Source organism: Parahaliea mediterranea (assembly GCF_003402235.1).
GTDB lineage: Bacteria > Pseudomonadota > Gammaproteobacteria > Pseudomonadales > Halieaceae > Parahaliea > Parahaliea mediterranea.
The window spans coordinates 92,640-116,091 of the sequence record NZ_QEWO01000005.1 but is presented as its reverse complement, the minus strand read 5'-3'; the positions used below and the strand labels follow the sequence as shown (position 1 = coordinate 116,091).

Here is a 23,452-nt window from a genome sequence, read left to right as displayed (position 1 = left end):
GGCCCACACAGGAAGCACTATGTCACTGAATCGCGAGTCCGCCCTCCAGATCGCCCGGGTACTGACCGAGGCCCTGCCCTATATCCAGAATTTCAACGGCCGCACCGTGGTGGTGAAGTTTGGCGGCAACGCCATGGTCGACCCCCAACTGCACGAAAGTTTCGCCCGCGACGTGGTGTTGATGAAACTGGTGGGCATGAACCCGGTGGTGGTTCATGGCGGCGGCCCGCAAATCGGCGCGCTGCTTGAGAAGCTCAACATTCACACCGAGTTCGTCAACGGCATGCGGGTGACGGATGCCCAGACCATGGACGTGGTGGAAATGGTGCTGGGCGGCAGCGTGAACAAGGAGATCGTCTCCTCCATCAGCCGCAGCGGTGGCAAGGCCATCGGCGTCACCGGCAAGGACGGTGGCCTGATCCGCGCGCGCAAGTTAAAGGTCAACCGCTACAGCCCGGAGCTGGGCGCCTCGGAAATTATTGATATCGGCCATGTCGGGGAAGTCGACCGGATTGATATCGGCGTATTGAACGTCATTCTCGGCAGCGACTTCATTCCGGTGATCGCCCCCATTGGCGTGGATGCCGAAGGCAATACCTACAACATCAACGCCGATCTGGTGGCAGGCAAGATCGCCCAGGTCATGCAGGCAGAGAAACTCATGCTGTTGACCAACGTTGCCGGCGTGCTCGACGGCGAGGGCAAGATTCTCACCGGCCTCACCACCGGCCGCGTCGACGAGCTGATTGCCGATGGCACCATCAGCGGCGGCATGTTGCCCAAGGTCGGCTGCGCCCTGGATGCGGTGAAGGGCGGCGTGTCCAGCGCCCATATTATCGATGGCCGTGTGCCCCACGCCGTGCTGCTGGAAATTTTCACCGATGTCGGCATTGGCACCCTGATATCCAACCGCCGCGGCTGACGGCGGTCACAGTTACCCAAATAAAAGTGCCGGCGGGTCCGGCTTTTATTGCAGGGGCCTGAGCTTGTCGCTAGCATAACTGCGTGGCGACCCATCTGTGAGCGCAATGTCCCCAAGAAAATCACAACGCCGGCAGCAGATTCTCGAAGCCCTGGCGCAAATGCTCGAGGCCAACCCAGGAAACCGGATTACCACAGCGGGGCTGGCGCGCCAGGTCGGGGTGTCCGAGGCCGCGTTGTACCGCCACTTTCCCAGCAAATCAAAGATGTTCGAAGGGCTGATCGAGTTCATCGAGGATACCCTGTTCTCGCGCATCAACCTGATTCTTTCCGAAGAGCCCGGCGCCGCGCGCCGCTGCGAAAAAATGCTCAGCCTGCTGCTGGCCTTCACCGAACGCAACCCGGGCATCACCCGCATTCTCACCGGCGATGCCCTGGCCGGCGAAACCGAGCGCCTGCATGTGCGCGTGGCGCAGCTGTATGATCGCTACGAAACGCAACTGCGGCAGGTCATTCGCGAAGCGGAACTGCGCGAGGGCCTGCGCCCGACCATTCCGCTGAACCAGGCCGCCAATCTGCTGATGGCGGCGGCCGAGGGGCGCATCTCCCAGTTTGTGCGCAGCGGTTTCAGGCGTGCCCCCACCGAGGGCTGGAGCGAGCAGTGGGAGGTATTGATGGCCGGCTTCTTCCGCGAAACCATCACGCGGGCCATGGGGGAATCGGCGGGCAGTTTCGCCAGCCAGGGCTGATCAGAGTTCGCCGCGCTCGCGCTGCTGGCGCAGCTTCACCAGATCCAGAATTTCCTCGAACCGGGTGATATCGCGGTCGTAGCTGGCGGCCACCTCGTCAAGCTCAACCCGGCGTTTGCCAATGCGCTGCTCGTTGCCGTTGAGCTCTGCCTGCAGGTTGCTGATTTCCTTCAGCAGCTTGGCGTCGGCCTCCTCGCCGCGGCGCTCGGCGTCGGCCGCCTCGGCCTGGTAGCTGGCCAGACTCTGGTTGAGCGTCACCCGGTTGCTCTCCAGGATGCGGATGCGAATTCTCAGCTCGTCCAGCGCGCGCTCGCGGGCCGCTTCGATATCCTCCACCGAGCTGTAGCGCAGCAGCAGGTTGCGGTCGTACTCCTTCGCGGCCAGGGCGGCTGCCTCGGCTTCCGCCACCTGGCGGGCCTCCTCGTCGGTGCGCCGGGGAGGGACAACCTCCAGCACCTTGCCCTTGGCGCTCAGCACCTCGTAGCCCTGGCTGACGAATTCGCTGGGCACCTTGTCGTCAATCACCACGTTGCCTTCGGCGTTGGTATAACGATAAAGCTGCTCGCCAGCGCCGGCCGGCACGGCGAGAACAGCCATCAAGAGAACTGTGCGGGGGTTTATTTTCATCCCTGCACTATAGAATTCCCCCGGTTTGCGCTCAAGCCCGTTGTTCAGGCGACCCCGTAGCGCTCCCGGTAGGCGCGCATGCCGGCCAGGGCATCGCCGGCCTCTGCCCCTTCACGCTCCAGGTATTCAATGATGTGGGCCATATCGATAATGCTGAGCACCGCCACGCCGTGGGCCTGCTCGATTTCCTGGATGGCGGACAGATCCCCGGCACCGCGCTCCTGGCGGTTGAGGCCGATGGCAACGCCCGCCAGGGACGCGCCAGCGGACTCGATCATCGCAATGACCTCGCGCACGGCGGTGCCGGCGGTAATGACATCGTCGATAACCAGCACCCGGCCTTCGAGCGGCGCACCGACCAGCACCCCGCCCTCGCCATGGGTTTTGGCTTCTTTGCGGTTGTAGGCAAAGGGCACATCGCGACCGTGCTGGTCCGCCAATGCCACCGCCGTAGCCGCGGCCAGGGGAATGCCCTTGTAGGCCGGCCCCAGCAGCACATCAAACGCCAGGCCCGAATCGACAATGCGCTGGGCGTAACAGCGCCCCAGCGCCGCCAGCGCGCGGCCGCTGTCAAATGCACCCGCATTGAAAAAGTAGGGGCTGGTGCGGCCAGACTTGAGGGTAAATTCGCCGAACTTCAGCACATCGTACTGGCGGGCCAACTCTATAAACTCGATCTGGTAAGGCTGCATGGAAGGCGCTTCCTGTATCGACCGGACGGTTCCCAGTCGGCGTGGATTTGTGTATAAGAGAGACAGACTTTGAATAATAAAAGTGCCCGGCAGAAAGCGGGCTTACCCTGTCGTTCACGCCACTTGCGGCCGCGCTCGGCCCCGGGGCGGGGATATGAATGCGCCCGCAGAGTATTCTGAACTGACAGGCTCAGGTATCATACACGCTCTCTCAACAAGGGGCCATGAATGAGGATTATCAGTTTCAGCGCCGATGGCATCAAGAACGCTGCCGATCGGGGGTTTTACGACTGGCTGAAAGAGCAGGATGCGGAGTTCATCTGCATTCAGGATTTGCAGTGCAGCGAATACGACCTGCAGGACAATCTGTACTTCCCCCCTGAGTACAATGCCTACTTTTTCGACGACGTTGGCGGCAAGGCCAACGGTGTGGCCATCTACACCCGCCAGTTGCCCAAGGCCATCATGACCGGCCTCGGCTTTTCCGATTTCGACATGGAAGGCCGCTACATTCAGGCGGACTTCGAGAATCTGAGCGTGGGCTGCCTGCTGGCGCCCCAGGCGGAGCCGGGCAATGCCGACCAGCTGGCGCGCAAAACCGAATTCTTCAGCCTGCTGCAAAACCACCTGCTGAAAATCCGCAACAAGCGGCGCGAGTTCATCATCTGCGGTAACTGGCATATCGCCCACACCGCCGCCGATGTGCAGGACACCGAGCGCAACGCCAACCACCCCGGCTTTCTCGCCGAGGAGCGCCAGTGGATGGACGAGCTGATCGAGGCGGGCTACGTGGACGCCTTCCGGGAGATCAACTCCGATCGCGACGAATTCAGCTGGTGGCCCGATGGTGACCGCGACAACAACGGCATGCGCACCGACTTCCAGATCGTGTCCAAGGGCCTGAAGTACAGTGTTGACTACGGCGCCCTGTACAAGGCGCGGGAGTTTTCCAACCACGCACCGGTCATCATGGACTACGACATCGAGCCTACTGGCGCCTGACCCACTGACGCCTGACTTAGCCCTGCGCCAGTGCCGCCCGCTGGGCGGCAACCAACTGCGAGATACCCTCCGCCGCCAGATCCAGCATGGCGTTCAACTCGTCGCGGGCAAAGGGCGCGCCCTCGGCAGTGCCCTGCACCTCGATGAAGCCGCCGTCCTCGCCCATGATGACATTCATGTCGGTATCGGCCGCCGAATCTTCCGGATAATCCAGATCCAGCACCGGCACACCCTTGTAGACACCCACCGACACCGAGGCAATCATCTGCTTGAGGGGGTCGGTAACAATCAGCTTCTTACGCTGCAGATAGTTGAGCGCATCCACCAGGGCCACACAGGCGCCGGTGATGGAGGCGGTGCGGGTGCCACCATCGGCCTGGATGACATCGCAATCGATGGTAATGGTGTGTTCACCCAGTTTTTTCAGATCCACCGCCGCCCGCAGGGAGCGGCCAATCAGGCGCTGGATTTCCACCGTACGCCCGCCCTGCTTGCCGCGGGCCGCCTCGCGCCCCATGCGGGTGCCGGTGGAACGCGGCAGCATGCCGTATTCGGCGGTAACCCAACCGCTGCCACTGCCGCGTAAAAAGCGCGGCACGCCCTCTTCCACCGAAGCGGTGCAGATCACCCGGGTGTTGCCGAAACTGACCAGCACAGAGCCCTCCGCGTGGCAGGTAAAGTTGCGAGTGATGGTGATGTCGCGCAGCTGGTTGGGCGCGCGGCCGCTGGGGCGTTGCATGGCAATCTCCTGTCTGTACTGGCGCGACAGTATACGGCAGCGGCCAGAGCGATGCAGGGCACGGGCCTGGCCTGTGAGCCCGGCGGGCAAGCTGCTACACTCGAAAGCCGCGTTGACCAGTGAACCCGCCTTGCCATGATCCACAGCATGACCGCCTTCGCCAGGGAAAGCCTTGCCACCGAGCAGGGCACCCTGACCCTGGAACTGCGCAGCGTGAACCACCGCTATCTGGACTGCCACTTCAAGATTCCCGACGCCCTGCGCGAGCTGGAGGGCAGCTTTCGTGAACAGGCGGCGAAGGGTTTGTCGCGCGGCAAACTGGACTGTCTGCTGCGCCTGCAGCAGCTGGGTGATGCCGCCGCCGGGCCGCTGGTGATTGACGAGGCCCGGCTCGACGAGGTGCTGAAGGCCGCCGAGCTGGTGGCCGGGCGCGCCCCCGCCAGCCAGGCCCTGGATCCGTTGCAGGTGCTGCAGTTTCCCGGGGTTTGCGCCAGCCGCGCGGACAGCCAGGACGCACTGCTGAGCGCCGCCGCCAGCCTGTTCGGCAAGGCGCTTGCCACCCTCAAAGACAACCGCGCCCGGGAAGGTGAAAAGCTCGCCGCCCTGATTCTGGAGCGGCTGGATCTGGTGCAGGCAGAGGTGGCCAACACCCGCGAGCGCCTGCCTGCCCTGCTCAAGCAGCAGCGGGAGCGGGTCATCTCCCGCATCGAAGACCTGGACCTGGACGTGGACCCCGGCCGCCTGGAACAGGAGCTGGTCTACATGGCCCAGAAGGCCGATGTGGACGAGGAGCTTGACCGCCTCGACACTCACATCCAGGAAGTGCGCCGCACCCTGAAGAAGGGCGGCCCCTGCGGCCGGCGGCTGGACTTCCTGATGCAGGAGTTCAACCGGGAGGCCAACACCCTGTCCTCCAAATCCACCGCCAGCAGCACCACCGCCAGCGCCGTGGAGCTCAAAGTGCTGATTGAGCAGATGCGCGAGCAGATCCAGAATATTGAATAGCGCTTGTTGCGCGGCCTCAACAGCACCACGCTGACTGCCCGGCTGCGCACTGCCCGCCGCCGCTGCCCCGGGGCGCAACAATAAGGGTACAATTGCCCCTTCCTTTCACCCAGACCACGCAGGACACTCCGGCCCTATGACCGCACCCGGCACTCTCTATACCGTTTCCGCCCCCAGCGGGGCCGGCAAAACCAGCCTGGTCAAGGCACTGGTGGAGCGCTGCGAAAACCTGCAGGTGTCGGTGTCCCACACCACCCGGCCCATTCGCCCGGGCGAGGTGGACGGCGTCAACTACCACTTTGTCAGCGAAGCGGACTTCAGCGCCATGCTGGGCGAGGCTGCCTTTCTTGAGCACGCGCGCGTGTTCGGCAACTTCTATGGCACCTCCCAGCCCTGGGTGGAGCAACAGCTGGCCGGAGGCATCGATGTCATCCTTGAAATCGACTGGCAGGGCGCGGCCCAGGTGAAGCGCCTGCTGCCCCAGACCTGCGCGGTATTCATCCTGCCCCCGTCGCGGGAGACCCTGGAGCAGCGCCTGACCCAACGCGGCCAGGACGAGCGCAGCATCATCGAATCGCGCATGGCCGAAGCGGTGCAGGAGATGTCCCACTATATCGAGTCCGACTTTCTGGTGGTCAACCAGGACTTCGACACCGCCCTCGGCGAGCTGCAGGCCATTATCACCAGCCAGCGCCTGCGCACCCCGCGCCAGGCCGGGCGGTTGACGGCCATGCTGGACAACCTCCTGCGCTGAGCGGCGGCATTATTCACGGCGCCCCGGGCTGGACGCGGCCCCCGGGGGCCGCGCTATAATTGCCGGTCCTCCGGCGTGGCCATGGCTGCCCGGCCCACGAGCCTCGCGGCCCTGCCCAGGCTCCACTCAATGAACCCGGTTTACAAACCGTCGACCCGTCGCATCGCTGCGGGCGGCCCTGAACTGCATGGAAACCTGAACGCATGGCACGTGTAACTGTTGAAGATTGCCTGGAAAATGTCGCGAACCGCTTTGAACTGGTAATGGTCGCCAGCAAGCGCGCCCGCCAGATCGCCACCGGCGGCAAAGACCCCCTGGTCGAGGAAGAATCCGACAAGCCCACCGTTATCGCCCTGCGCGAAATCGCCGAAGGCCTGGTCAGCCCCGACATTCTGAGCCGCGAAGACGAGCTGGACGCGGAAGATGAACTGGCCGAGGTCATGGAGGCCAGCGAGTCGCTGTAATGCGGGAGGGCGTCTTTGGTAGCCAACGCGTATTTCATTATGCACACCATTGACGCCCTGGACTCCACCCTTCGCAGCTACCTGAATCCGGAACAGACCCAGCAGGTACGCCGCGCCTACTATTTCGCCGAGCAGGCCCACCACGGGCAGCTGCGCCGCAGCGGCGAACCCTACGTAACCCACCCCCTGGCCGTAGCCGGGATACTCGCCGACATGCACATGGACCACCAGAGCCTGATGGCCGCCATGCTGCACGATGTGATTGAAGATACTGGTATCGACAAATCCGCCATTGGCAGCCAGTTCGGCGCCACCGTGGCGGAGCTGGTGGACGGGGTCAGCAAGCTGACCCAGATGGAGTTTGACTCCCTGGCCGAAAAGCAGGCGGAAAACTTCCAGAAAATGGCCCTGGCCATGGCCCGGGACATCCGCGTGATTCTGGTGAAGCTGGCTGATCGCCTGCACAACATGCGCACCCTTGGCGTGCTGCGCCGCGACAAGGCCCGGCGCATCGCCCGCGAAACCCTGGAAATCTACGCCCCCATCGCCATGCGCCTGGGCATGAACACCGTGCGCATGGAATTCGAGGACCTGGGCTTTCGCGCCCTGCATCCCATGCGCGCCAGCCGCATCGAGGCCGCCCGCCGCGCTTCCCGCGGCCACCGCAAGGAACTGGTGGACAAGATTCGCCACCAGATCGAGGCGGCCCTTGTGCAAGAGGGCCACGACTGCGAGGTGATCGGCCGCGAGAAGCACCTCTACTCCATCTACAAGAAGATGAAGTCGAAGAAGAAGTCCTTTTCGGAAATCATGGACATCTACGCCTTTCGCATCATCGTCGACTCGGTGGACACCTGCTACCGGGTGCTGGGCTGCGTGCACAGCCTGTACAAGCCGGTGCCGGGCGAGTTCAAGGACTACATTGCCATTCCCAAGGCCAACGGCTACCAGAGCCTGCACACGGTGCTGATGGGCATGCACGGGGTGCCGATCGAAATCCAGATTCGCACCCTGGAAATGGAAGAAATGGCCAACAACGGCATTGCCGCCCACTGGCTGTACAAGAGCGAAGGCCAGAGCGCCAACGCCAGCCACGCCCGCGCCCGGGAGTGGGTGCAGGGGCTGCTGGAAATGCAGCAACGGGCGGGCAATTCGCTGGAGTTTATTGAAAGCGTTAAGATTGACCTGTTCCCCGACGAGATTTACGTGTTCACCCCCAAGGGCGGCATTCTGGAGCTGCCCCGAGGCGCCACCGCCGTGGATTTCGCCTACGCGGTGCATACCGATGTGGGCAACAGCTGCGTGGCCTGCCGCATCAACCGCCGCCTGGCGCCGTTGTCGGAGCCGCTGCAGAGCGGGCAAACGGTGGAGATTCTCACCGCGCCCGGCGCCCGCCCCAACCCCAGCTGGTTCAACTACGCGGTGACCGCCAAGGCGCGCACCAATATCCGCCACTTCCTCAAGCACCAGACCCGGGACGACTCCATCGCCCTCGGCCGACGCCTGCTGGAAAAGGCCCTGACCAGCTTTGGTTCGAGCCTTGAACAGCTCGGTGAAGAGCGCCTGGGCGACTACCTTGGCCGGCACCACTATGGCGAGCTGAACGATTTGCTGGACGATATTGCGCGCGGCAATCGCCTGCCGCCGATCACCGCCCAACAACTGCTTGGCGAAACCGACACCGCCCACGCTTCCCTGGACCCGGCCCACGCCGAGCACGACCAGTCGCTGGCCATTCGCGGCACCGAGGGCTTCATGGTCAGCTACGCCAAGTGCTGCCACCCGATTCCGGGCGACCCCATCGAGGGCTACCTCAGCTCCGAAAAGGGCGTGGTGGTACACCGGGAAAGCTGCAAGAATCTGGCGGAGATGCGCGAGAACCGCGAGCGCCTGGTGGCGCTGCGCTGGGCCGACGAGGTGGAGGGCGAATACCTGACCCACCTGCGCATCGAGGTGGAAAACCGCCGCGGCATGATTGCCGTACTCGCGACCCGCATCAACAGCATGGGCGTGAACATCGAGCGCATTGCCACCGAGGACAAGGACTACCAGTTCACCTTTGTCGACCTGGAGCTGCTGGTGAACAACCGGGTGCACCTGGCCGATATCATGAAGCGGCTGCGCAATCACAGCTCCGTGCGTCGCGTCACCCGCATCAAAAACTAACCACCCCCAGCGCAGGAGCCTTTACCGTGACCAATCGCGCCATTATTTCCACACCCGATGCACCGGCCGCCATCGGCCCTTACTCCCAGGCCGTGAAGGTCGGCAACACGGTGTGGCTGTCGGGGCAGATCGCACTGGTGCCGGAGACCATGGAAGTAGTGGCAGGCGGCGTGGAGGCCCAGGCCCACCAGGTGTTCAAAAACCTAGCGGCAGTGGCCGAGGCCGCCGGCGGCAGCCTCAATCACGCCGTCAAACTGAACATTTCCCTCACCGACATGAACGACTTTGCCGCCGTGAACGCCGTTATGGCCGAATACCTGCAGGAGCCCTACCCGGCCCGCGCCTGTGTCCAGGTGGCCGGCCTGCCCAAGGGTGTCGCCATCGAAGTGGAAGCGATTCTCGCCGTATAACGCTCAGCTGCGCTCGGCCAAAACGGCAGCGTAGCCACTGCGATAATCCGGGTATTGCAGCGCGTAGCCGCTCTCGCGCAGGGCGCGATTGCTGCAGCGCTTGTGGCTGGAAGGCGGCGCCCTGTGGGCGCTGCCGCTCGCCGGCCGCTGGCCCAGCTGCCCGGCCAGCCATCGCTCCACGTCGGCCTGGGGGGCCGGGTCGTCGTCACAGGCCAGGTACAACGGCTGCAATTTGTCATTCCCCTCGGCCTGCAATAGCAGGTGGGCGAGAAAGCCCGCCACATCATCGCGGTGAATGCGGTTGCCGTAGCGGGTGGGCTCGGCGGCGCAGCGCTCGCCCCGCGCCACCCGTGACAGCAGACGGCCCTGGGGGTCGCCATAAATGCCGGCACAGCGCACCACCGTGGCATCGAGGCCGCTGTGCAGCAATTGCTGCTCGGCGCTGATGATGGCCCTGGCCAGTGGGTCATCTTCACTGAGCGGCGAGGACTCATCCACCCAACCGCCCTGCTGTTCGGCATACACCCGGGTGCTGCTCACCATAAGCACCGCGCGGGGGCGGTGCTTGCCAAGCCCCTGTATCACATTCCGCGTGGCATCGCTAAACCCGGCAATGTAACCCGCCTCGCCCGCGCCGCAGGGTTTGAAGGTAGTAACGATGTAATCCGGCGCCAGCGCTGCCAGGCAGCCCAGGCTATCGGGGCGCGTATAGTCCACCGCCGGGCCACGCAGGGCCGCCGGCAGGGCCTGGGGCCCGCGGCGCAGGCCCGTCACCTGCCAATCCGGCAGGGCCGCTGCCAGGCGCACCCCGATATCACCGCAACCGACCACCACCAGGCTCCTGGTGCGAATTGAACGTTCACTGTCGGGGCTCACTGTGGGTACACTCCTTTCTCACCGAACCAACAGCCCGGGATCATGACGCCCACCACCATACCCCGCAAGGCCGCCCTGCCCTGTCTGCCCTCTGTACCTTTTCTGGCCGCTGTATCTTGCCTGGCCGCTGCGTCGGCGCCACCCCGGTGCCGGCTGTGGTAAGCGGGGTGCTCACCCAGCCGCTGCAGAGCCTGCGCGGCGTTGGCCCCAAGCTCGCCGGCAAACTCACCGACTACGGCGTGCACCGAGTGGAGGACCTGCTGTTCCACCTGCCCCTGCGCTATCAGGATCGCACCCGGGTCACTCCCATTGCCGCCCTGCAGGCCAACCTGGATGCCGTCATCGAGGCCGAGGTGCGCGCCGCCGATATCGTGTTTGGCCGCCGTCGCAGCCTGGTGGCCCGGGTGCAGGACGGTAGCGGCACGCTCACTCTGCGCTTCTTTCATTTCAGCGCCGCGCAGAAGAACAACCTGCGCACCGGCAGCCGTCTGCGCTGCTATGGCAATGTGCGCCGCGGCAGCAGCGGCCTGGAGATGTACCACCCGGAATACCGCCAGTTGGAGGACGGCGAGGCGGTTAACGAAGAGCGCCTTACCCCGATCTACCCCACTACCACCGGCATCAGCCAGGGCCAGTGGCGCAAGTTGTGCGCCCAGGCCCTGGCCCTGTTGCAACAGGCGGCACCCCGCGACCTGCTGCCGCCCGAGCACGCCCACGGCTTTGGCCTGGTGGAGGCCCTGCACTACCTGCACAACCCACCGCCGGATGCGCCGCTGGGCCAGTTGCAGGCCGGCAGGCACCCGGCCCAGTTGCGCCTGGCGCTGGAGGAACTGGTGGCCCACCACCTGGCACTGCTGCGCCTTAGGGAGCAGCAACTGAGCGTGCAGTCACCCGCCCTGCCACCACAGGCGGGCGCCCAGCAGCGGCTGTTGCAGGCCCTGCCCTTTACCCCCACCGGCGCCCAGCAGCGGGTGATTGCCGAGATTGGCGCGGACCTCGCCCGCCATCAGCCCATGCTGCGCCTGCTGCAGGGGGATGTCGGCTCCGGCAAGACGCTGGTGGCGGCCTGTGCCGCCCTGCAGGCCATCAGCAATGGTTACCAGGTGGCCATCATGGCGCCCACCGAAATTCTGGCCGAGCAGCACCGGCAGAACTTTACCGGCTGGCTGGGCGAACTCGGCATTGTGCCGGTGCTGCTAACCGGCAAGACCCGCGCCAGGGCGCGCCGGGAGGCTCTCGCCGCCCTGGCCAGTGGTGAATTGCAACTGCTGGTGGGCACCCACGCCCTGTTCCAGGCGGATGTCACCTTCCACCGCCTGGGGCTGGTGATTGTGGATGAACAACACCGCTTTGGCGTGCACCAGCGCCTGGCCCTCACCGAGAAGGCCAGCGGTCGCAGCGGCCGGCCCCACCAGCTGGTGATGACCGCCACCCCCATCCCCCGCACCCTGTCCATGGTGGCCTATGCCGACCTGGACTGCTCGGTGATAGACGAGCTGCCGCCGGGCCGCCAGCCGGTGACCACGGTGCTGATCGATGCCGCGCGGCGCGAGCAGGTGGTGGAGCGTGTCGCCGTGGCCTGCGCCGAGGGCCGCCAGGCCTACTGGGTGTGCACCCTGGTGGAAGAGAGCGATGTGTTGCAGGCCCAGGCCGCGGAATCCACCGCCCAGGAACTGGCCGAAGCCCTGCCGGATTTGCGTGTGGGGCTGATTCACGGCCGCCTCAAGGCCGCCGAAAAAGAGGCGGTGATGGCCGCCTTCAAGGCCGGCGAGCTGCACCTGCTGGTGGCCACCACAGTGATTGAAGTAGGGGTGGATGTGCCCAACGCCAGCCTGATGGTGATCGAGAACCCCGAGCGCCTGGGCCTTGCCCAGCTGCACCAGCTGCGCGGCCGGGTGGGTCGGGGCCGGGCCGCCAGCCACTGTGTTTTGCTGTACCAGAGCCCGCTGTCACAGCACGGCAAGGAGCGCCTGGCCGCCATGCGCGAGAGTAACGACGGTTTTTACATTGCCGAGAAAGACCTGGCTCTGCGTGGCCCCGGCGAAGTGTTGGGCACCCGCCAGACCGGCGACATGCACTTTCGTATTGCCGACCTCAGTGTACACGAGGACCTGCTGGAAGAGGCCCGCGCGGTAGGCGAGGCCCTGGCGCAGGACAAACCGGTGGAGGCCGAACTCATCCGCCGCTGGACCGGCGAAAAGCAGCGCTTCGCCAGCGTGTAGGCGGTTGGCGGAAAAAACCCGCCGCCCTGTCGATTGCCCGCTGGGTATTACGACTACTGTGAGCTATACCCTTTGGTGATTTGTTGTCGCGCCATTTTTGCAACCCACAGGAGCTCACACCATGCCGCACACCATCGACCTGCACCGCGTACTGCAGTCCACACCGGAGCGCGTGTATCGCGCCTTTATCGACCCGGACGCCATGTGCAAGTGGCTGCCGCCCAACGGCTTCACCGGCAAGATGCACCACATGGACGCCCGCGAGGGCGGCAGCTACCGCATGTCTTTTACCAATTTCAGCACCGGCAGCAGCCACACCTTCGGCGGCACCTTCATAGAGCTGGTGCCGGGTGAGCGCATCCGCTACACGGACCAGTTCGAAGACCCCAGCCTGCCGGGAGAGCTGACGGTGACCGTGTCGATCCGCGCGGTGTCCTGCGGCACAGAGCTGCGGGTGACCCAGGAAGGGGTGCCGGATGAAATTCCGCAGGAGGCCTGCTACCTCGGCTGGCAGGAATCACTGGCCCTGCTGGCCAGGCTGGTGGAGCCGGAGATTCCCGACGGCCCGGCCTGAGCAGCGCCGAGTCACCCGGAGCAGCTAGCGGAACAGTGCCAGCCAGCGCGCCTCAAGCGCCTTGCGGCCGAGGTGTTCCAGTTGCTCGATATTGGCCGCGGGGATGCCCTCTGGATCCGGGTGGCTCGTCACCAGACGGGTCACCATGTCTTCACGCAGCAGGTGCAGCGTCGGCCAGGGCGCGCGATTGCTGTAGTGGCTGGCGGCGTCTTCCGCCTCGCCCGCAAAGCGGTAGTCGGGATGAAAGCTCGCCAGCTGAACGATGCCGTCCAGGCCGGCCTGCTCCAGCAGGTACTGGGCCTGGTCGACAAAATCCAGGTAGTCCTCAAAGCTTGCCAGCGCGTCGGAAAACACCAGCAGGGTGGTGGCAATCGCCGACTCCGGCGCCGCCTGCAGCTCATCCAGCGCGTGCAGAAAATCCCGCTGCAGATCGGCGGGTTGCCGGGCGGCGCTAACGCGAATGCGCAGCGCCGGTGAACTGAGCAGAGGGCGGGCGAAGGGGCAGAGGTTCAGCCCCACCACAAAGTCAGCCAGCCACGCCCGGGTGTGTCGCTCGACAGCGCCGGGCGGGGGAGGGCGTTGCATCAGCCGAGGATGGCCGGCAGTTCCTTCTGCAGCTCCAGCTTGGCCTTGGTGGCCTCGCCGGTGAGGGCAAAGCCGAGCAGGGCGCCACCGGCATCGCGGAATTCCGCCCGCACATTGTTGCCGTCGGCGTCGATGGTCCAGTCGCCCGTGGCACCCATCGCCGGGGGCGCCACCACCACCGGGCAGGCCGGGGTTTTGATGGTGACCGGCATGGCCGGGTAGGCCACTTCCGTAGGCTGGCCGGCAAGGGTCTTGCCGAGGGCCTTGGCGGCGGCCATCAGCGGTGCCACATACACCAGCACCTGGCCGTCCACTTCCGCGCAGTCGCCCAGGGCATACACGTTGGGTGCGCTGGTTTCCAGCAGGCGATTGGTGACCACACCGCGATTGACGGTGATGCCGGAGGCCTGTGCCAGGTCGATGCGCGGGCGCACGCCCACGGCTGACACCACCAGGTCGGCGGCGATGGTCTGGCCATTGTTCAGGGTAACCACCACGCCCTTGTCCGCTTTGTTCACTTCGGTCACCAGCGGGCCGAAGTGGAATTTGGCGCCCTTGGCTTCCAGCGCCGCCTGCACTGCCTTGCCGGCGGTTTCCGGCAGCAGGGTGGGCAGGCAGTAGCCGAGGGGGTCTACGGTTTCAACCTCGAAGCCGCCGTTCAGCAGGTCGTTGGTGAATTCGCAGCCGATCAGGCCGCCGCCGATAATGCAGACCTTTTTCACCTCGTTCTTCTGCACCGCGGTGCGGAAGTCGTCGTAGTCCAGCAGGTCGTTGACGGAGTACACCTTCTCCAGGCCGTCGCCGGCGATGGGCGGCTGGATGACCTGGGCGCCCACGGCCAACACCAGCTTGCCGTAGTGGATGGCAGTCTGGGCGTCGCCCACCTTGATCATCTGGTTGGCGGTGTCGATCTCGCTCACATGCGTCATGGTCCACACGCTGGCCTTGAGCTGCTTGGCCATGCTGCCCGCATCAGACTGGGCCAGGTCGCTGGCGGTGGTGTTCTTGGTGTAGCCGGTGGAGAGCATCGGCTTGGAATAGGCGCGGCCATCGTCCGAGGTAATCAGGATCAGCGGGGTCACGTCGTCGTTTTTGCGGAACTCGCGCGCCAAGTTGTAGCCCGCAAGGCCAGTGCCGAGGATCACCACCGGGGGCCGTACCGCATCGGCCACCGGCTCCTCGTGATGCGGGGTGTCTTCCACCACGGATTCTTCGAGCAGTTCAAAGTCTTCCTTGCCCACACCACAGTCGGGGCACAGCCAGTCCTCGGGCACGTCTTCCCACTTGGTGCCGGGTGCGATGCCATCGTCGGGCCAGCCCTCCTTCTCGTCGTAGATCAGGCCGCAGACAATACATTCCCACTTGCTCATACTGAAAACTCGCTCTGGTGTGCGGCGAAAATCGCCGTACGTGGGCGTTTTCGCTAAAAATTAGAGACGCACACTATAGGGTTGTGTGAAAAATGTGCAAGAGCCACAAACGCCAGCCCCGCACCGCCCGGTTGCATATATACGACCCCTGCCGGATAAATCCGCCCGGACCACCCTTGCGCCGCCTGCGGCGATGCCGCATGCTCGCCCTGCATTTTTACCGGACCACACCGTGCCAGGATGTCTCCTGCCCCCGCAGGCCGAGCCGCAGTGGCGGCCCGCCGGGCGCATTCCCAATTACCGCCTGGGTCACCGGGAGCGCGCCTGGCTGCTAGATGACGGCTCCCTCACCCGCCGCATCATTGCCAACAACCCGGGCCAGTTCCGGGTGCAGCGCCTGCGCCAGGAGTGGGTGACCCCACTGCCCAGCGAGCGCCGCCTGCTGGGTTTGCCCCTGCGCCAGCGCGCCCTGGTGCGGGAGGTAATTCTGCAGGTGGACGATGTGCCCCTGGTGTTCGCCCGCAGCCTGATACCGGTGTCCAGCCTGACCGGTGAACTGCGCCACCTGCGCCAGCTGCGCAACCGCCCGCTGGGCGCCATCCTCTTTCGCATGCCGGGCATGCAGCGCAGCCCCTTTGAAGTAGCGCGCATCGGCGGCAACAGTAGCTACCTGCCCTCCTTCCTGCGGCAAACAGACAGCACCTGGGGCCGCCGCTCCTGCTTTGACCTGCAGGGGCGCCAGCTGATGGTGAGCGAAGTATTCCTGCAGGCCTTTAGCCCCTGGCAGGCCGAGATGCCGGTGCACCGCAGCCAGCACGGCAAGGTCAACGCTGCAATCCTGCGGTCAAAACAGTAAGCTGTGTCGCGACAGAACTGCCCATTCGCGCCCCCATGACCACCCTTGCCAACAAGCCCCAGGCCCTGCTGCAGCTGATTCGCTTCGACAAGCCCATCGGCAGCCTGCTGCTGCTGTGGCCCACTTACTGGGCCCTGTGGATTGCCGCCGGCGGCATGCCCGACGCCGGCCTGCTGGTGATCTTCACCCTGGGCACCTTCCTCATGCGCTCGGCCGGCTGCATCGTCAACGACCTGGCCGACCGCGAATTCGACGGCAGCGTGAAGCGCACTCACCTGCGCCCGCTGGTCACTGGCGCGGTCAGCGTAAAGGAAGCCCGCATCTTCATGCTGCTGCTGTGCCTGGCGGCCTTCTCCCTGGTGCTGCTGACCAACCCCCTCACCATTGCCCTGTCCTTTGCCGCGGTGGCACTGACCGCCACCTACCCCTTCATGAAACGCTACACCCACTGGCCCCAGGTGGTGCTGGGGGCGGCCTTTTCCTGGGGTATTCCCATGGCCTTCGCCGCCCAGCAGAACGCCCTGCCCCCCGGCCTGTGGTGGCTGTTCGCCGCCAACCTGCTGTGGACCGTGGTGTTCGATACCCAGTACGCCATGGTGGATCGCGACGACGACCTGAAGATCGGCATTAAATCCACCGCCGTACTGTTTGGCCGCGCCGACCGCCTGATTATCGGCCTGCTGCAGCTGGCCTGCCTGCTCTGCTGGGTCATGGCGGGCGTCACCTTTGAGCTGGGCCCCTGGTACGGCGCCGGCCTGGCGCTGGCGGCGGGTCTGTTCATCTACCACCAGTGGCTGATTCGCGAGCGGGAGCGCATGGCCTGCTTTCGCGCCTTCCTGCACAACAACTGGGTGGGGCTGGCCGTGTTCGCCGGCATTGTGCTGCATTACGCCAGCACCCCATGAGCGAAGCTGGCGACCTGCGCGTTGCTTTTGCCGCCAGCCTGGCGGACGTTGACGCCGATCAGTGGGATGCCCTGGCCGGTAACGACTACCCCTTCCTGCGCCACCGCTTCCTGTACGGGCTGGAGCGCAGCGGCTGCACCAGCGCCGACACCGGCTGGCAACCCTGCCACGCCCTGCTGTGGCGGGGGGACGACCTGCTGGCCCTGCTGCCGCTGTACCTGAAGGATCACTCCTGGGGCGAATACGTGTTCGACTGGGCCTGGGCGGATGCCTGGCGACGGATGGGCCTCAACTACTACCCCAAGCTGGTGTCGGCCATCCCCTTCACCCCGGCCACCGGGCCGCGCCTGTGCTGCGCCCCGGACTTTGCCGCCGAACAGGCCTGGCCGCTGCTGCTGCAGGGTATTCGCAGCCTGAGCGAGCAACAGGGCATCTCATCCTGGCACCTGCTGTTTCCCGAGCGCGCCACCTCCAACGCCCTGGCGGAGGCCGGCTACCCGCAGCGACTCGCCGTGCAGTTTCACTGGCTGAACAACGGCTATCGCAGCTTTGACGACTTTCTGGCCACCTTCGCCAGCCGCAAGCGCAAAAACCTGCGCCGCGAGCGCGCCCGGGTGGCGGAACAGGGCCTGACGCTCCGGCGCCTGCAGGGCAGCGCAATCACCCCCGAACACTGGCGCCGCTTCCACCGCTTTTACCAGCTCACCTACGCCAAGCGCAGCGGCCACGGTGGCTACCTGAGCGAAGCCTTCTTCACCGACGTTGCCCCTGCGCTCGGCGAGCAGGTCATGATGGTAGTGGCCGAGCAGGCCGCCAGCCCCGTGGCCGCGGCGCTCTACTTTCGCTCTGGCGACACCCTGTATGGGCGCTACTGGGGCTGCGAACAGGAATACGACTGCCTGCACTTCGAGGCCTGCTACTACCAGGGCATTGAATACTGTATCGAACACGGCCTGCAGCGCTTTGACCCCGGCGCCCAGGGCGAACACAAAATCCAGCGCGGCTTCACCCCGGTTTACACCTGCTCCAACCACTGGATTGCCGATGAGCGGCTGGCGGCAGCGGTGGCGGATTTTGCCAAGGATGAAGCCGGGCATATTGCCCAGTATCGGGAAGAAGCAGCAGAGCTGCTGCCCTTCAAAAGCGCGCCTGCCGGATAGAAGTCAGCCTACGGGCAGGGGCAGGTGTCACTCAAGCCAGCTCACTGAGCAATGCCTGCAGCCGCTGCCGCGCCGAATCACCCAGGGGTAGCAAGGGCCTTCTGGGCCCGCCCACGGTGTGCCCCTGCAGTGCCAGGCCTGACTTCACCGCTGCCGCAAGCCCGGCTGCCACGATGAACGCAAGAAATTCGTACTGCTGATAGAACAATGCCCTGGCTTTATCACTGTGCCCCGCTTTTACCGCTTCCAACAGTTGCTTAGGCTTATCGCCGATCAGGCAGGGCGCCGCTGTACACCAGCCGCTGGCGCCGGCATTCAGCGCCTCAAGCGCCATGGGGTTACAGCCGTTGAAAAAGGGCACCTTGCCGCCTGAGAGTTTGTGGATTTTATGCATACGCTGAATATCGCCGGTGCTCTCCTTGATCATGCAGGCGTTGTCGATTTTGTCGACCATCTCGAGCATGAATTCCGGCGACATATCCACGCCACAGGTAGCGGGGTTGTTGTAGATCATGATGGGCAGGGGCGTCGCCCGCGAAACGCTGTCGTAGTGTTGATACACCTCTTGCTCGCTGAGTTTGTAGTAGGAAAAAGGTGACAGCATGATCATGTCCGCCCCGACTTCATAGGCATACTCGGCGTACTTCACCGCCTGCGCCGTGGAAAGCTCGGCGACACCGACAACCACCGGCACCCGCCCAGCCACCTGTTTTACGGTGTGCTGGGCCACCCGCTTCCATTCGTCTTCGCACAGGTACGCCGCCTCTCCGGCACTGCCCAGCGCAGCAACAGCATCTACCTTCGCGGCAAGCAGGATATCGATGACCTCGCCCAGTTTGGCGAGATCAACACCGTTGCCACCCTCACCAAAAGGCGTGACCGGGTAACCAATAATTCCGGATAAATTCATGACTATCTCCCTAGATGCAGTCGCGGTGGTTGTTGAGTGCCTGTCGTGCGTAGTAGGCAAAATTGACTTTGTTGCGCTTGTCGGTGGACACCCAGTCGTGGGCTTCCTGTGCCAGTTGATGGGGCAGGGGCTGCACTTCGCCCGCGGCCATCGCCAGTAGCTGCAATTTGGCAGCCCGCTCAATCAGCACCGCCAGATTGCAGGCCTCTTCGATCGTCTTGCCTGTCACCAGTTGGCCATGGTGGGCAAGCAACACCGCGCGGTTGTTGCCGAGGGCGCCGGCAATCAGCTCACCCTCTTCATTGCCCACCGGTACACCAGGCCAGTCCTTGACGAAGGAGCAGTCGTTGTACAGCGCACAGGTGTCCATCTGGGAGATCACCAGTGGCACCGCCAGCATGGACAACGCCGCAACATGGGTCGGGTGGGTGTGAATAATGCAATTCACTTCCGGGTGCTCGCGGTAAATCCAGGTATGGAAACGGTTCGCCGGATTGGCCATGCCCTCGCCGTCCAGCGGGGCCAGATCCTCATCCACGGTCATCAGGTTGCTGGCGGTGATTTCGTCGAACCCCAGACCCAGTCGCTGGGTCAGGAAGGTGCCGGGCGCCTCCGCTCGACAGGTAATCTGCCCTGCCAGGCCCGAATCATGGCCCTTGTCGAACAGGATGCGGCAGGTAATCGCCAACTTCTCGCGATCGCTGAACGCGGCATCCTGAATGAGCTTCTGCATATCGCGCTCAGCGCTCTGCATCAGATCGGCTTTGGATGTGGTCGCTGTTTTCATACTTCGACTCCTCTGCGGCTGCGTTTGAGATGGCCACACGATAGCCAACAACTGGCCCTATAATGAGGTCCAGTATTTTTATTCTTGATGGGCCAGTTGGAGGTGGTGAAAGTAATGAATCCGTGGGAAGCGCAGTTCTGGCTGGACGATAGCCCGGGCAATAGCCTGCACACCAAACTACTGAATCAGCTAACGCTGGATATCCAGCGCGGGCGCCTGGCCCCGGGCTTCCGGCTGCCAGGGTCGCGCGCTTTGGCGGTACAACTGGGCGTAAACCGAAAAACCGTGCAGCAAGTCTACGAAGAGCTTGAGGCACAGGGCTGGCTGGTAACCCGGCAACGCTCAGGCACATTCGTATCGGAAAACCTCCCGGAGCAAGGCCTTTCGCCGTCCAGCCAACGCCTGGTCAGCAGTACCCACCGGGCAAAAGCACCGTCGGAACTGCTCGAGTCGCTGTATCAAGACGCTGTGGGTGCCTTCCCCGCCACCCCGACCGCCAACGACGGCACGCCAGACTCAAGACTCATTCCCTATGCCCTGCTCGCACGCACCTATCGACGCGTGTGCATACACCTGAGCCGTCAATCCAAATTGGGTTATGGGGACCCCAGAGGCAGTATTGAACTGCGCGAATCGGTACGCAATATGCTGTCCAGCGATCGCTTCATGAACTGCTCCACCGAGCAGGTCTGTATTGTACGGGGCAGCCAGATGGGTATTTTCCTGGCCGCGAGAATACTGGACCCGGGCAAGGGCGCCATTGTCGTGGAAGCGCTGTGCTACCCCCCGGCAAAGGCGACGTTTGAGGCCAACGGCTTCACGGTCCTGAAGTGCCCACTGGACGAGCGGGGCCTCAGTATTGAGTGCCTGCAGCAGATTCTTAAACAGCACACTGTCGCCGGGGTGTATGTGACACCACATCACCAGTACCCGACAACCGTAAGCCTGCCCATGGACCGCAGACTGGCTCTACTCGAACTGTCGCGATCGTTTAAATTCGCGGTACTGGAAGACGACTACGATCACGAATTCCACTACGGGTCCAAACCCATCCCGCCCCTGGCCAGCCTGCCAAATTCAGAAAACGTGGTGCATATCGGATCCATGTCCAAGGTGTTTGCACCGGGGCTGCGGCTCGGCTACATGGCGGCCGATGTCCGGTTTATCGAACGGGCCGCCCAGGAAATTGTCTTGATCGACCGCCAGGGCAATACCCTGTCGGAGTTGGTACTTGCCGAGTTAATGGCGTCTGGCGAAGTCAGGCGGCATATCCGGAAAACGAGAAAAGAGTACGAAGCGCGCAGGAACTTTGCCGCGCGAGAATTCGATCGCGTCTTCGGCGACAGGGTTTCATTTACCGTACCCACCGGCGGCATGGCGATCTGGGTGGATATCTCCAAGCTGCTGGCGGGTAGAAATCTGGACGCGCTGCCAGGCAAGGATTCCACACTGAGTACCCTGTACACCGATGATCGCCGCGCACCGACTCACCTTCGTTTTGGCTTCGGCGCCCTCAGCGAGAAGGAAATCAGGCAATCCATACAGCAGTTGGCCAAGACCCTGAGCGGTTAGCGGTTGTTGCCCCACACCAACAAACGATTGTTCGCCGGCATGGCATTGTCCTCCATCAGGTCAAAGCCTGCCTGCCGCGCCAGTTCATTCACCGCCTCAAAGTCGCGAATCGCGCTGTCGGGGTGTTGCCGGGCCAGCCACTGGTCGAAGCGGGCGTTGCTGTCGCTGGTGTATTGCCCGCCGTAGTTAAAGGGGCCGTATACACACAAAAGGGTGCCTGGCCTTGCTTGCCGCCCGAGTTCAGCGAAGCACTGCGCTACGGCGGAAAACGCCATGATGTGGAAACTATTCGCAGTAAAGACAGCATCGTGCACCTGGGCAGGCCAGGGGTGTTGGCATACATCCAGTGCCAGTGGCGGCAGCAGGTTGCCGCCTTCGTAGGCGGCGCAACGAGGCGCCAGGGTGGGCAGGTTGGCGTGCAGGTCGGTGGGTTGCCAGGTGAGGTGGGGCAGGTGGCCGGCAAACCAGGTAGCGTGTTGGCCGGTGCCGGCACCCAGTTCCAGCACCTGGGTCTTGTGGGCCAGCACCCGGCGCAGGATGTCGAGAATGGGCGCCTTGTTGTTTTCACAGGCTTGTGACCAGTTCAGCCCGTCCATCGTGTTATCCCTTCATATCAAAGTCGCTGAAATCCGGCGCCCGCATCTGCCACCAGTAGCGGGTGGTGGTGTGGGGCCAGTTGTTCACTACCTTGCCGGCGTCGTTTTTGTACCAGCTATCGCAGGAGGCTACCCACACAGTATTCGCCAGGTCCTTCTGCATCTTCACATTGTAGTCGCGCATGACACCGGCATTCACGTCGAGGCTACGCAGGCCGTTGGACAGCAGTTTGTCGATGCAGGCCACGGCGTACTTCACCTGGCGCTCCACCATGAAGATGATGGAGTTGCTGCCGAGATTGGTGTTGGGGCCGTAGAGCATGAAGAAGTTGGGGAAGCCCGCCACACACACGCCACGGTAGGCTTCGGCGCCATCCTGCCAGGCTTCGCGCAGGTCGCGCCCGCCGCTGCCAATGAAGCGTACGCCACTGAGCATGTCGGTGGTGCGAAAACCGGTGCCGTAGATGATGACATCGGCGGGCCGCTCGGTGGCGTCTTCGCTGCTTACGCCGCCCGGGTTGATGCCGGTAATGGGCGAGGTCACCACCTCGACATTGGCGCCGGCCAGGGCCTGGTAGTAGTCGTCGCTGACCAGGATGCGCTTGCAGCCAATGGGGTAGTCCGGCGTGAGCTGCCGGCGCAGTGCCGGGTCGGTGATGCTCTCTTCAAGGTAGTCCCGGCTCCACTTCTTCCACAGGGGCCGCAGCAGGCTGCGCTTGAGCAGCACAGGATAGAACACACCCTCGGCGCGCAGGTATACCGACAGGCGATGCAGCTTCTGCCACCAGCGATGGCGGGAGAAGCGCTGTTGCTGCTCAGGGGTATAGGCGCAGTCGTTACGGGGTATGACGTAGTTGGCGCTGCGCTGGTAAACGTAAACCTGCGCCGCCTCCTTCGCCACGTGGGGTATGAACTGCAGGGCGCTGGCGGCATTGCCGATCACCGCCACCCGCTTGCCGGCCAGGTCGATGTCGTGGTTCCAGCGCGCGGAGTGGAAGCGCTCGCCGCTGAAGCTGTCTTCGCCATCAAGCGCCGGCGTGTAGGGCAGGTTGAGCTGGCCCAGGCCACTGACCAGGGCGCGCGCTTCGATCAACTCGCCATTGTCCAGCGTCAGCTGCCACAGGCCGCGGGCGTCATCAAAGCGCGCCTCGGCCACCGCGGTGTTCAGGCGCAGGCGCGGGCGCAGGCCGTATTTGTCGGCGCAGTGCTCAAAGTAGGCGCGTATCTCGTTGTGGGGCGAATACTTGCGCGACCACCAGGGGTTGGGCTCGAAGGAATAGCTGTACAGCACCGACGGCACATCACAGCAGGCCCCGGGGTAGGTGTTGTCGTACCAGGTGCCGCCAACGCCGGCGGATTTTTCCAGGATGACGAAGTCATCAATGCCGCGCTCGCGCAGCTGGATGCCCATACACAGGCCAGACATGCCGGCCCCGATAATTGCTACGCTCAGTACGTCGTTATTCATGCACTTCCCTGTCTCTTATTCTGTGGTGGAGTGCCCGGCTGG

General features: G+C 63.9%; 24 protein-coding genes. 14 read left to right on the top strand and 10 right to left on the bottom strand.

The annotated features are described in order from the left end of the window. Positions 1–19: 19 nt before the first annotated feature. A complete protein-coding gene (argB, locus tag DDZ17_RS15395) occupies positions 20–922 on the top strand; it encodes an acetylglutamate kinase (RefSeq protein ID WP_116367860.1) in 903 nt (300 codons plus the stop codon). Between the two features lie 106 nt (positions 923–1,028). Further along, positions 1,029–1,670, top strand: coding sequence for a nucleoid occlusion factor SlmA (gene slmA / locus DDZ17_RS15390; protein ID WP_116367859.1), 642 nt, complete (start codon positions 1,029–1,031; stop codon positions 1,668–1,670). Here the strand turns inward: slmA and DDZ17_RS15385 are convergent, their stop codons facing one another. After that, positions 1,671–2,267 carry a hypothetical protein gene (locus DDZ17_RS15385; RefSeq protein WP_116367858.1) on the bottom strand — a complete coding sequence of 199 codons (597 nt, stop codon included), beginning with the start codon at positions 2,265–2,267 and terminating at the stop codon, positions 1,671–1,673. A 74-nt stretch (positions 2,268–2,341) separates the two neighbouring features. After that, on the bottom strand, positions 2,342–2,989 hold the full coding sequence (gene pyrE / locus DDZ17_RS15380; RefSeq protein WP_116367857.1) for an orotate phosphoribosyltransferase: 648 nt from the start codon (positions 2,987–2,989) through the stop codon (positions 2,342–2,344). 228 nt (positions 2,990–3,217) lie between these two features. Here pyrE and DDZ17_RS15375 point away from each other — a divergent pair, with 228 nt between their 5' ends. Then, entirely contained in the window at positions 3,218–3,991 is a 774-nt protein-coding gene (locus DDZ17_RS15375; RefSeq protein WP_116367856.1) for an exodeoxyribonuclease III, read from the top strand. A 16-nt stretch (positions 3,992–4,007) separates the two neighbouring features. Here the strand turns inward: DDZ17_RS15375 and rph are convergent, their stop codons facing one another. Then, a complete protein-coding gene (gene rph / locus DDZ17_RS15370) occupies positions 4,008–4,730 on the bottom strand; it encodes a ribonuclease PH (RefSeq protein WP_116368241.1) in 723 nt (240 codons plus the stop codon). A gap of 135 nt (positions 4,731–4,865) precedes the next feature. Between rph and DDZ17_RS15365 the strand changes: the two genes are divergently transcribed. The 5 genes from DDZ17_RS15365 to DDZ17_RS15345 all read left to right on the top strand — a co-directional run bounded on the left by DDZ17_RS15365 (position 4,866) and on the right by DDZ17_RS15345 (position 9,529). Continuing rightward, positions 4,866–5,735 carry a YicC/YloC family endoribonuclease gene (locus DDZ17_RS15365; protein WP_116367855.1) on the top strand — a complete coding sequence of 290 codons (870 nt, stop codon included), beginning with the start codon at positions 4,866–4,868 and terminating at the stop codon, positions 5,733–5,735. A 136-nt stretch (positions 5,736–5,871) separates the two neighbouring features. Next, positions 5,872–6,489: a guanylate kinase gene (gene gmk, locus DDZ17_RS15360; protein ID WP_116367854.1), complete on the top strand. Its 618-nt coding sequence runs from the start codon at positions 5,872–5,874 to the stop codon at positions 6,487–6,489. 203 nt (positions 6,490–6,692) lie between these two features. After that, complete coding sequence (rpoZ, locus tag DDZ17_RS15355) at positions 6,693–6,953, top strand: DNA-directed RNA polymerase subunit omega (protein ID WP_116367853.1); 261 nt, start codon at positions 6,693–6,695, stop codon at positions 6,951–6,953. A 39-nt stretch (positions 6,954–6,992) separates the two neighbouring features. Further along, a complete protein-coding gene (gene spoT, locus DDZ17_RS15350; RefSeq protein WP_116368240.1) occupies positions 6,993–9,119 on the top strand; it encodes a bifunctional GTP diphosphokinase/guanosine-3',5'-bis pyrophosphate 3'-pyrophosphohydrolase in 2,127 nt (708 codons plus the stop codon). Positions 9,120–9,145: 26 nt separating this feature from the next. Next, the gene (locus DDZ17_RS15345; RefSeq protein ID WP_116367852.1) at positions 9,146–9,529 is read left to right on the top strand and encodes a RidA family protein; all 384 of its coding nucleotides are present in this window, start codon (positions 9,146–9,148) and stop codon (positions 9,527–9,529) included. A 3-nt stretch (positions 9,530–9,532) separates the two neighbouring features. Here DDZ17_RS15345 and DDZ17_RS15340 read toward each other — a convergent pair whose 3' ends face one another. Continuing rightward, positions 9,533–10,405, bottom strand: a complete 873-nt coding sequence (locus tag DDZ17_RS15340; protein ID WP_116367851.1) for an NAD(P)H-binding protein — start codon at positions 10,403–10,405, stop codon at positions 9,533–9,535. 146 nt (positions 10,406–10,551) lie between these two features. On the opposite strand from DDZ17_RS15340, the gene recG reads away from it, so the two are divergent. Both recG and DDZ17_RS15330 read left to right on the top strand, forming a co-directional pair. Beyond that, positions 10,552–12,627, top strand: coding sequence for an ATP-dependent DNA helicase RecG (gene recG / locus DDZ17_RS15335; protein WP_116368239.1), 2,076 nt, complete (start codon positions 10,552–10,554; stop codon positions 12,625–12,627). Between the two features lie 121 nt (positions 12,628–12,748). Then, on the top strand, positions 12,749–13,201 hold the full coding sequence (locus DDZ17_RS15330; protein ID WP_116367850.1) for an SRPBCC family protein: 453 nt from the start codon (positions 12,749–12,751) through the stop codon (positions 13,199–13,201). Between the two features lie 24 nt (positions 13,202–13,225). Here the strand turns inward: DDZ17_RS15330 and DDZ17_RS15325 are convergent, their stop codons facing one another. Continuing rightward, positions 13,226–13,786 (bottom strand): DUF1415 domain-containing protein, encoded by a 561-nt coding sequence (locus DDZ17_RS15325; RefSeq protein WP_116367849.1) that lies wholly within the window; start codon positions 13,784–13,786, stop codon positions 13,226–13,228. Next, positions 13,786–15,156, bottom strand: coding sequence for an FAD-dependent oxidoreductase (locus tag DDZ17_RS15320; RefSeq protein WP_116367848.1), 1,371 nt, complete (start codon positions 15,154–15,156; stop codon positions 13,786–13,788). Before DDZ17_RS15320 ends, DDZ17_RS15325 begins: the two co-directional genes overlap by 1 nt. 232 nt (positions 15,157–15,388) lie before the next feature. Here DDZ17_RS15320 and DDZ17_RS15315 point away from each other — a divergent pair, with 232 nt between their 5' ends. Genes DDZ17_RS15315 through DDZ17_RS15305 form a run of 3 tightly spaced genes read left to right on the top strand, consistent with a single transcriptional unit; the run spans position 15,389 to position 18,077 of the window. Further along, a complete protein-coding gene (locus DDZ17_RS15315) occupies positions 15,389–16,012 on the top strand; it encodes a chorismate--pyruvate lyase family protein (protein WP_157976675.1) in 624 nt (207 codons plus the stop codon). 35 nt (positions 16,013–16,047) lie between these two features. After that, the gene (ubiA, locus tag DDZ17_RS15310) at positions 16,048–16,917 is read left to right on the top strand and encodes a 4-hydroxybenzoate octaprenyltransferase (RefSeq protein WP_116367846.1); all 870 of its coding nucleotides are present in this window, start codon (positions 16,048–16,050) and stop codon (positions 16,915–16,917) included. Then, complete coding sequence (locus tag DDZ17_RS15305) at positions 16,914–18,077, top strand: GNAT family N-acetyltransferase (protein WP_116367845.1); 1,164 nt, start codon at positions 16,914–16,916, stop codon at positions 18,075–18,077. Before ubiA ends, DDZ17_RS15305 begins: the two co-directional genes overlap by 4 nt. A gap of 31 nt (positions 18,078–18,108) precedes the next feature. Here DDZ17_RS15305 and DDZ17_RS15300 read toward each other — a convergent pair whose 3' ends face one another. Together DDZ17_RS15300 and DDZ17_RS15295 are read right to left on the bottom strand one after the other, a co-directional pair. Beyond that, on the bottom strand, positions 18,109–18,987 hold the full coding sequence (locus tag DDZ17_RS15300) for a dihydrodipicolinate synthase family protein (protein ID WP_116367844.1): 879 nt from the start codon (positions 18,985–18,987) through the stop codon (positions 18,109–18,111). A 10-nt stretch (positions 18,988–18,997) separates the two neighbouring features. Beyond that, the gene (locus tag DDZ17_RS15295; RefSeq protein WP_116367843.1) at positions 18,998–19,774 is read right to left on the bottom strand and encodes an aldolase; all 777 of its coding nucleotides are present in this window, start codon (positions 19,772–19,774) and stop codon (positions 18,998–19,000) included. 114 nt (positions 19,775–19,888) lie between these two features. On the opposite strand from DDZ17_RS15295, the gene pdxR reads away from it, so the two are divergent. Further along, the gene (pdxR, locus tag DDZ17_RS15290) at positions 19,889–21,346 is read left to right on the top strand and encodes a MocR-like pyridoxine biosynthesis transcription factor PdxR (protein WP_116368238.1); all 1,458 of its coding nucleotides are present in this window, start codon (positions 19,889–19,891) and stop codon (positions 21,344–21,346) included. On the opposite strand, the gene DDZ17_RS15285 is transcribed toward pdxR, so the two are convergent. After that, positions 21,343–21,942: a DUF938 domain-containing protein gene (locus DDZ17_RS15285; protein WP_116367842.1), complete on the bottom strand. Its 600-nt coding sequence runs from the start codon at positions 21,940–21,942 to the stop codon at positions 21,343–21,345. The two genes, pdxR and DDZ17_RS15285, sit on opposite strands and share 4 nt — an antisense overlap. A 4-nt stretch (positions 21,943–21,946) precedes the next feature. Next, positions 21,947–23,410, bottom strand: coding sequence for a flavin-containing monooxygenase (locus DDZ17_RS15280; RefSeq protein WP_116367841.1), 1,464 nt, complete (start codon positions 23,408–23,410; stop codon positions 21,947–21,949). Between the last annotated feature and the right edge of the window lie 42 nt (positions 23,411–23,452).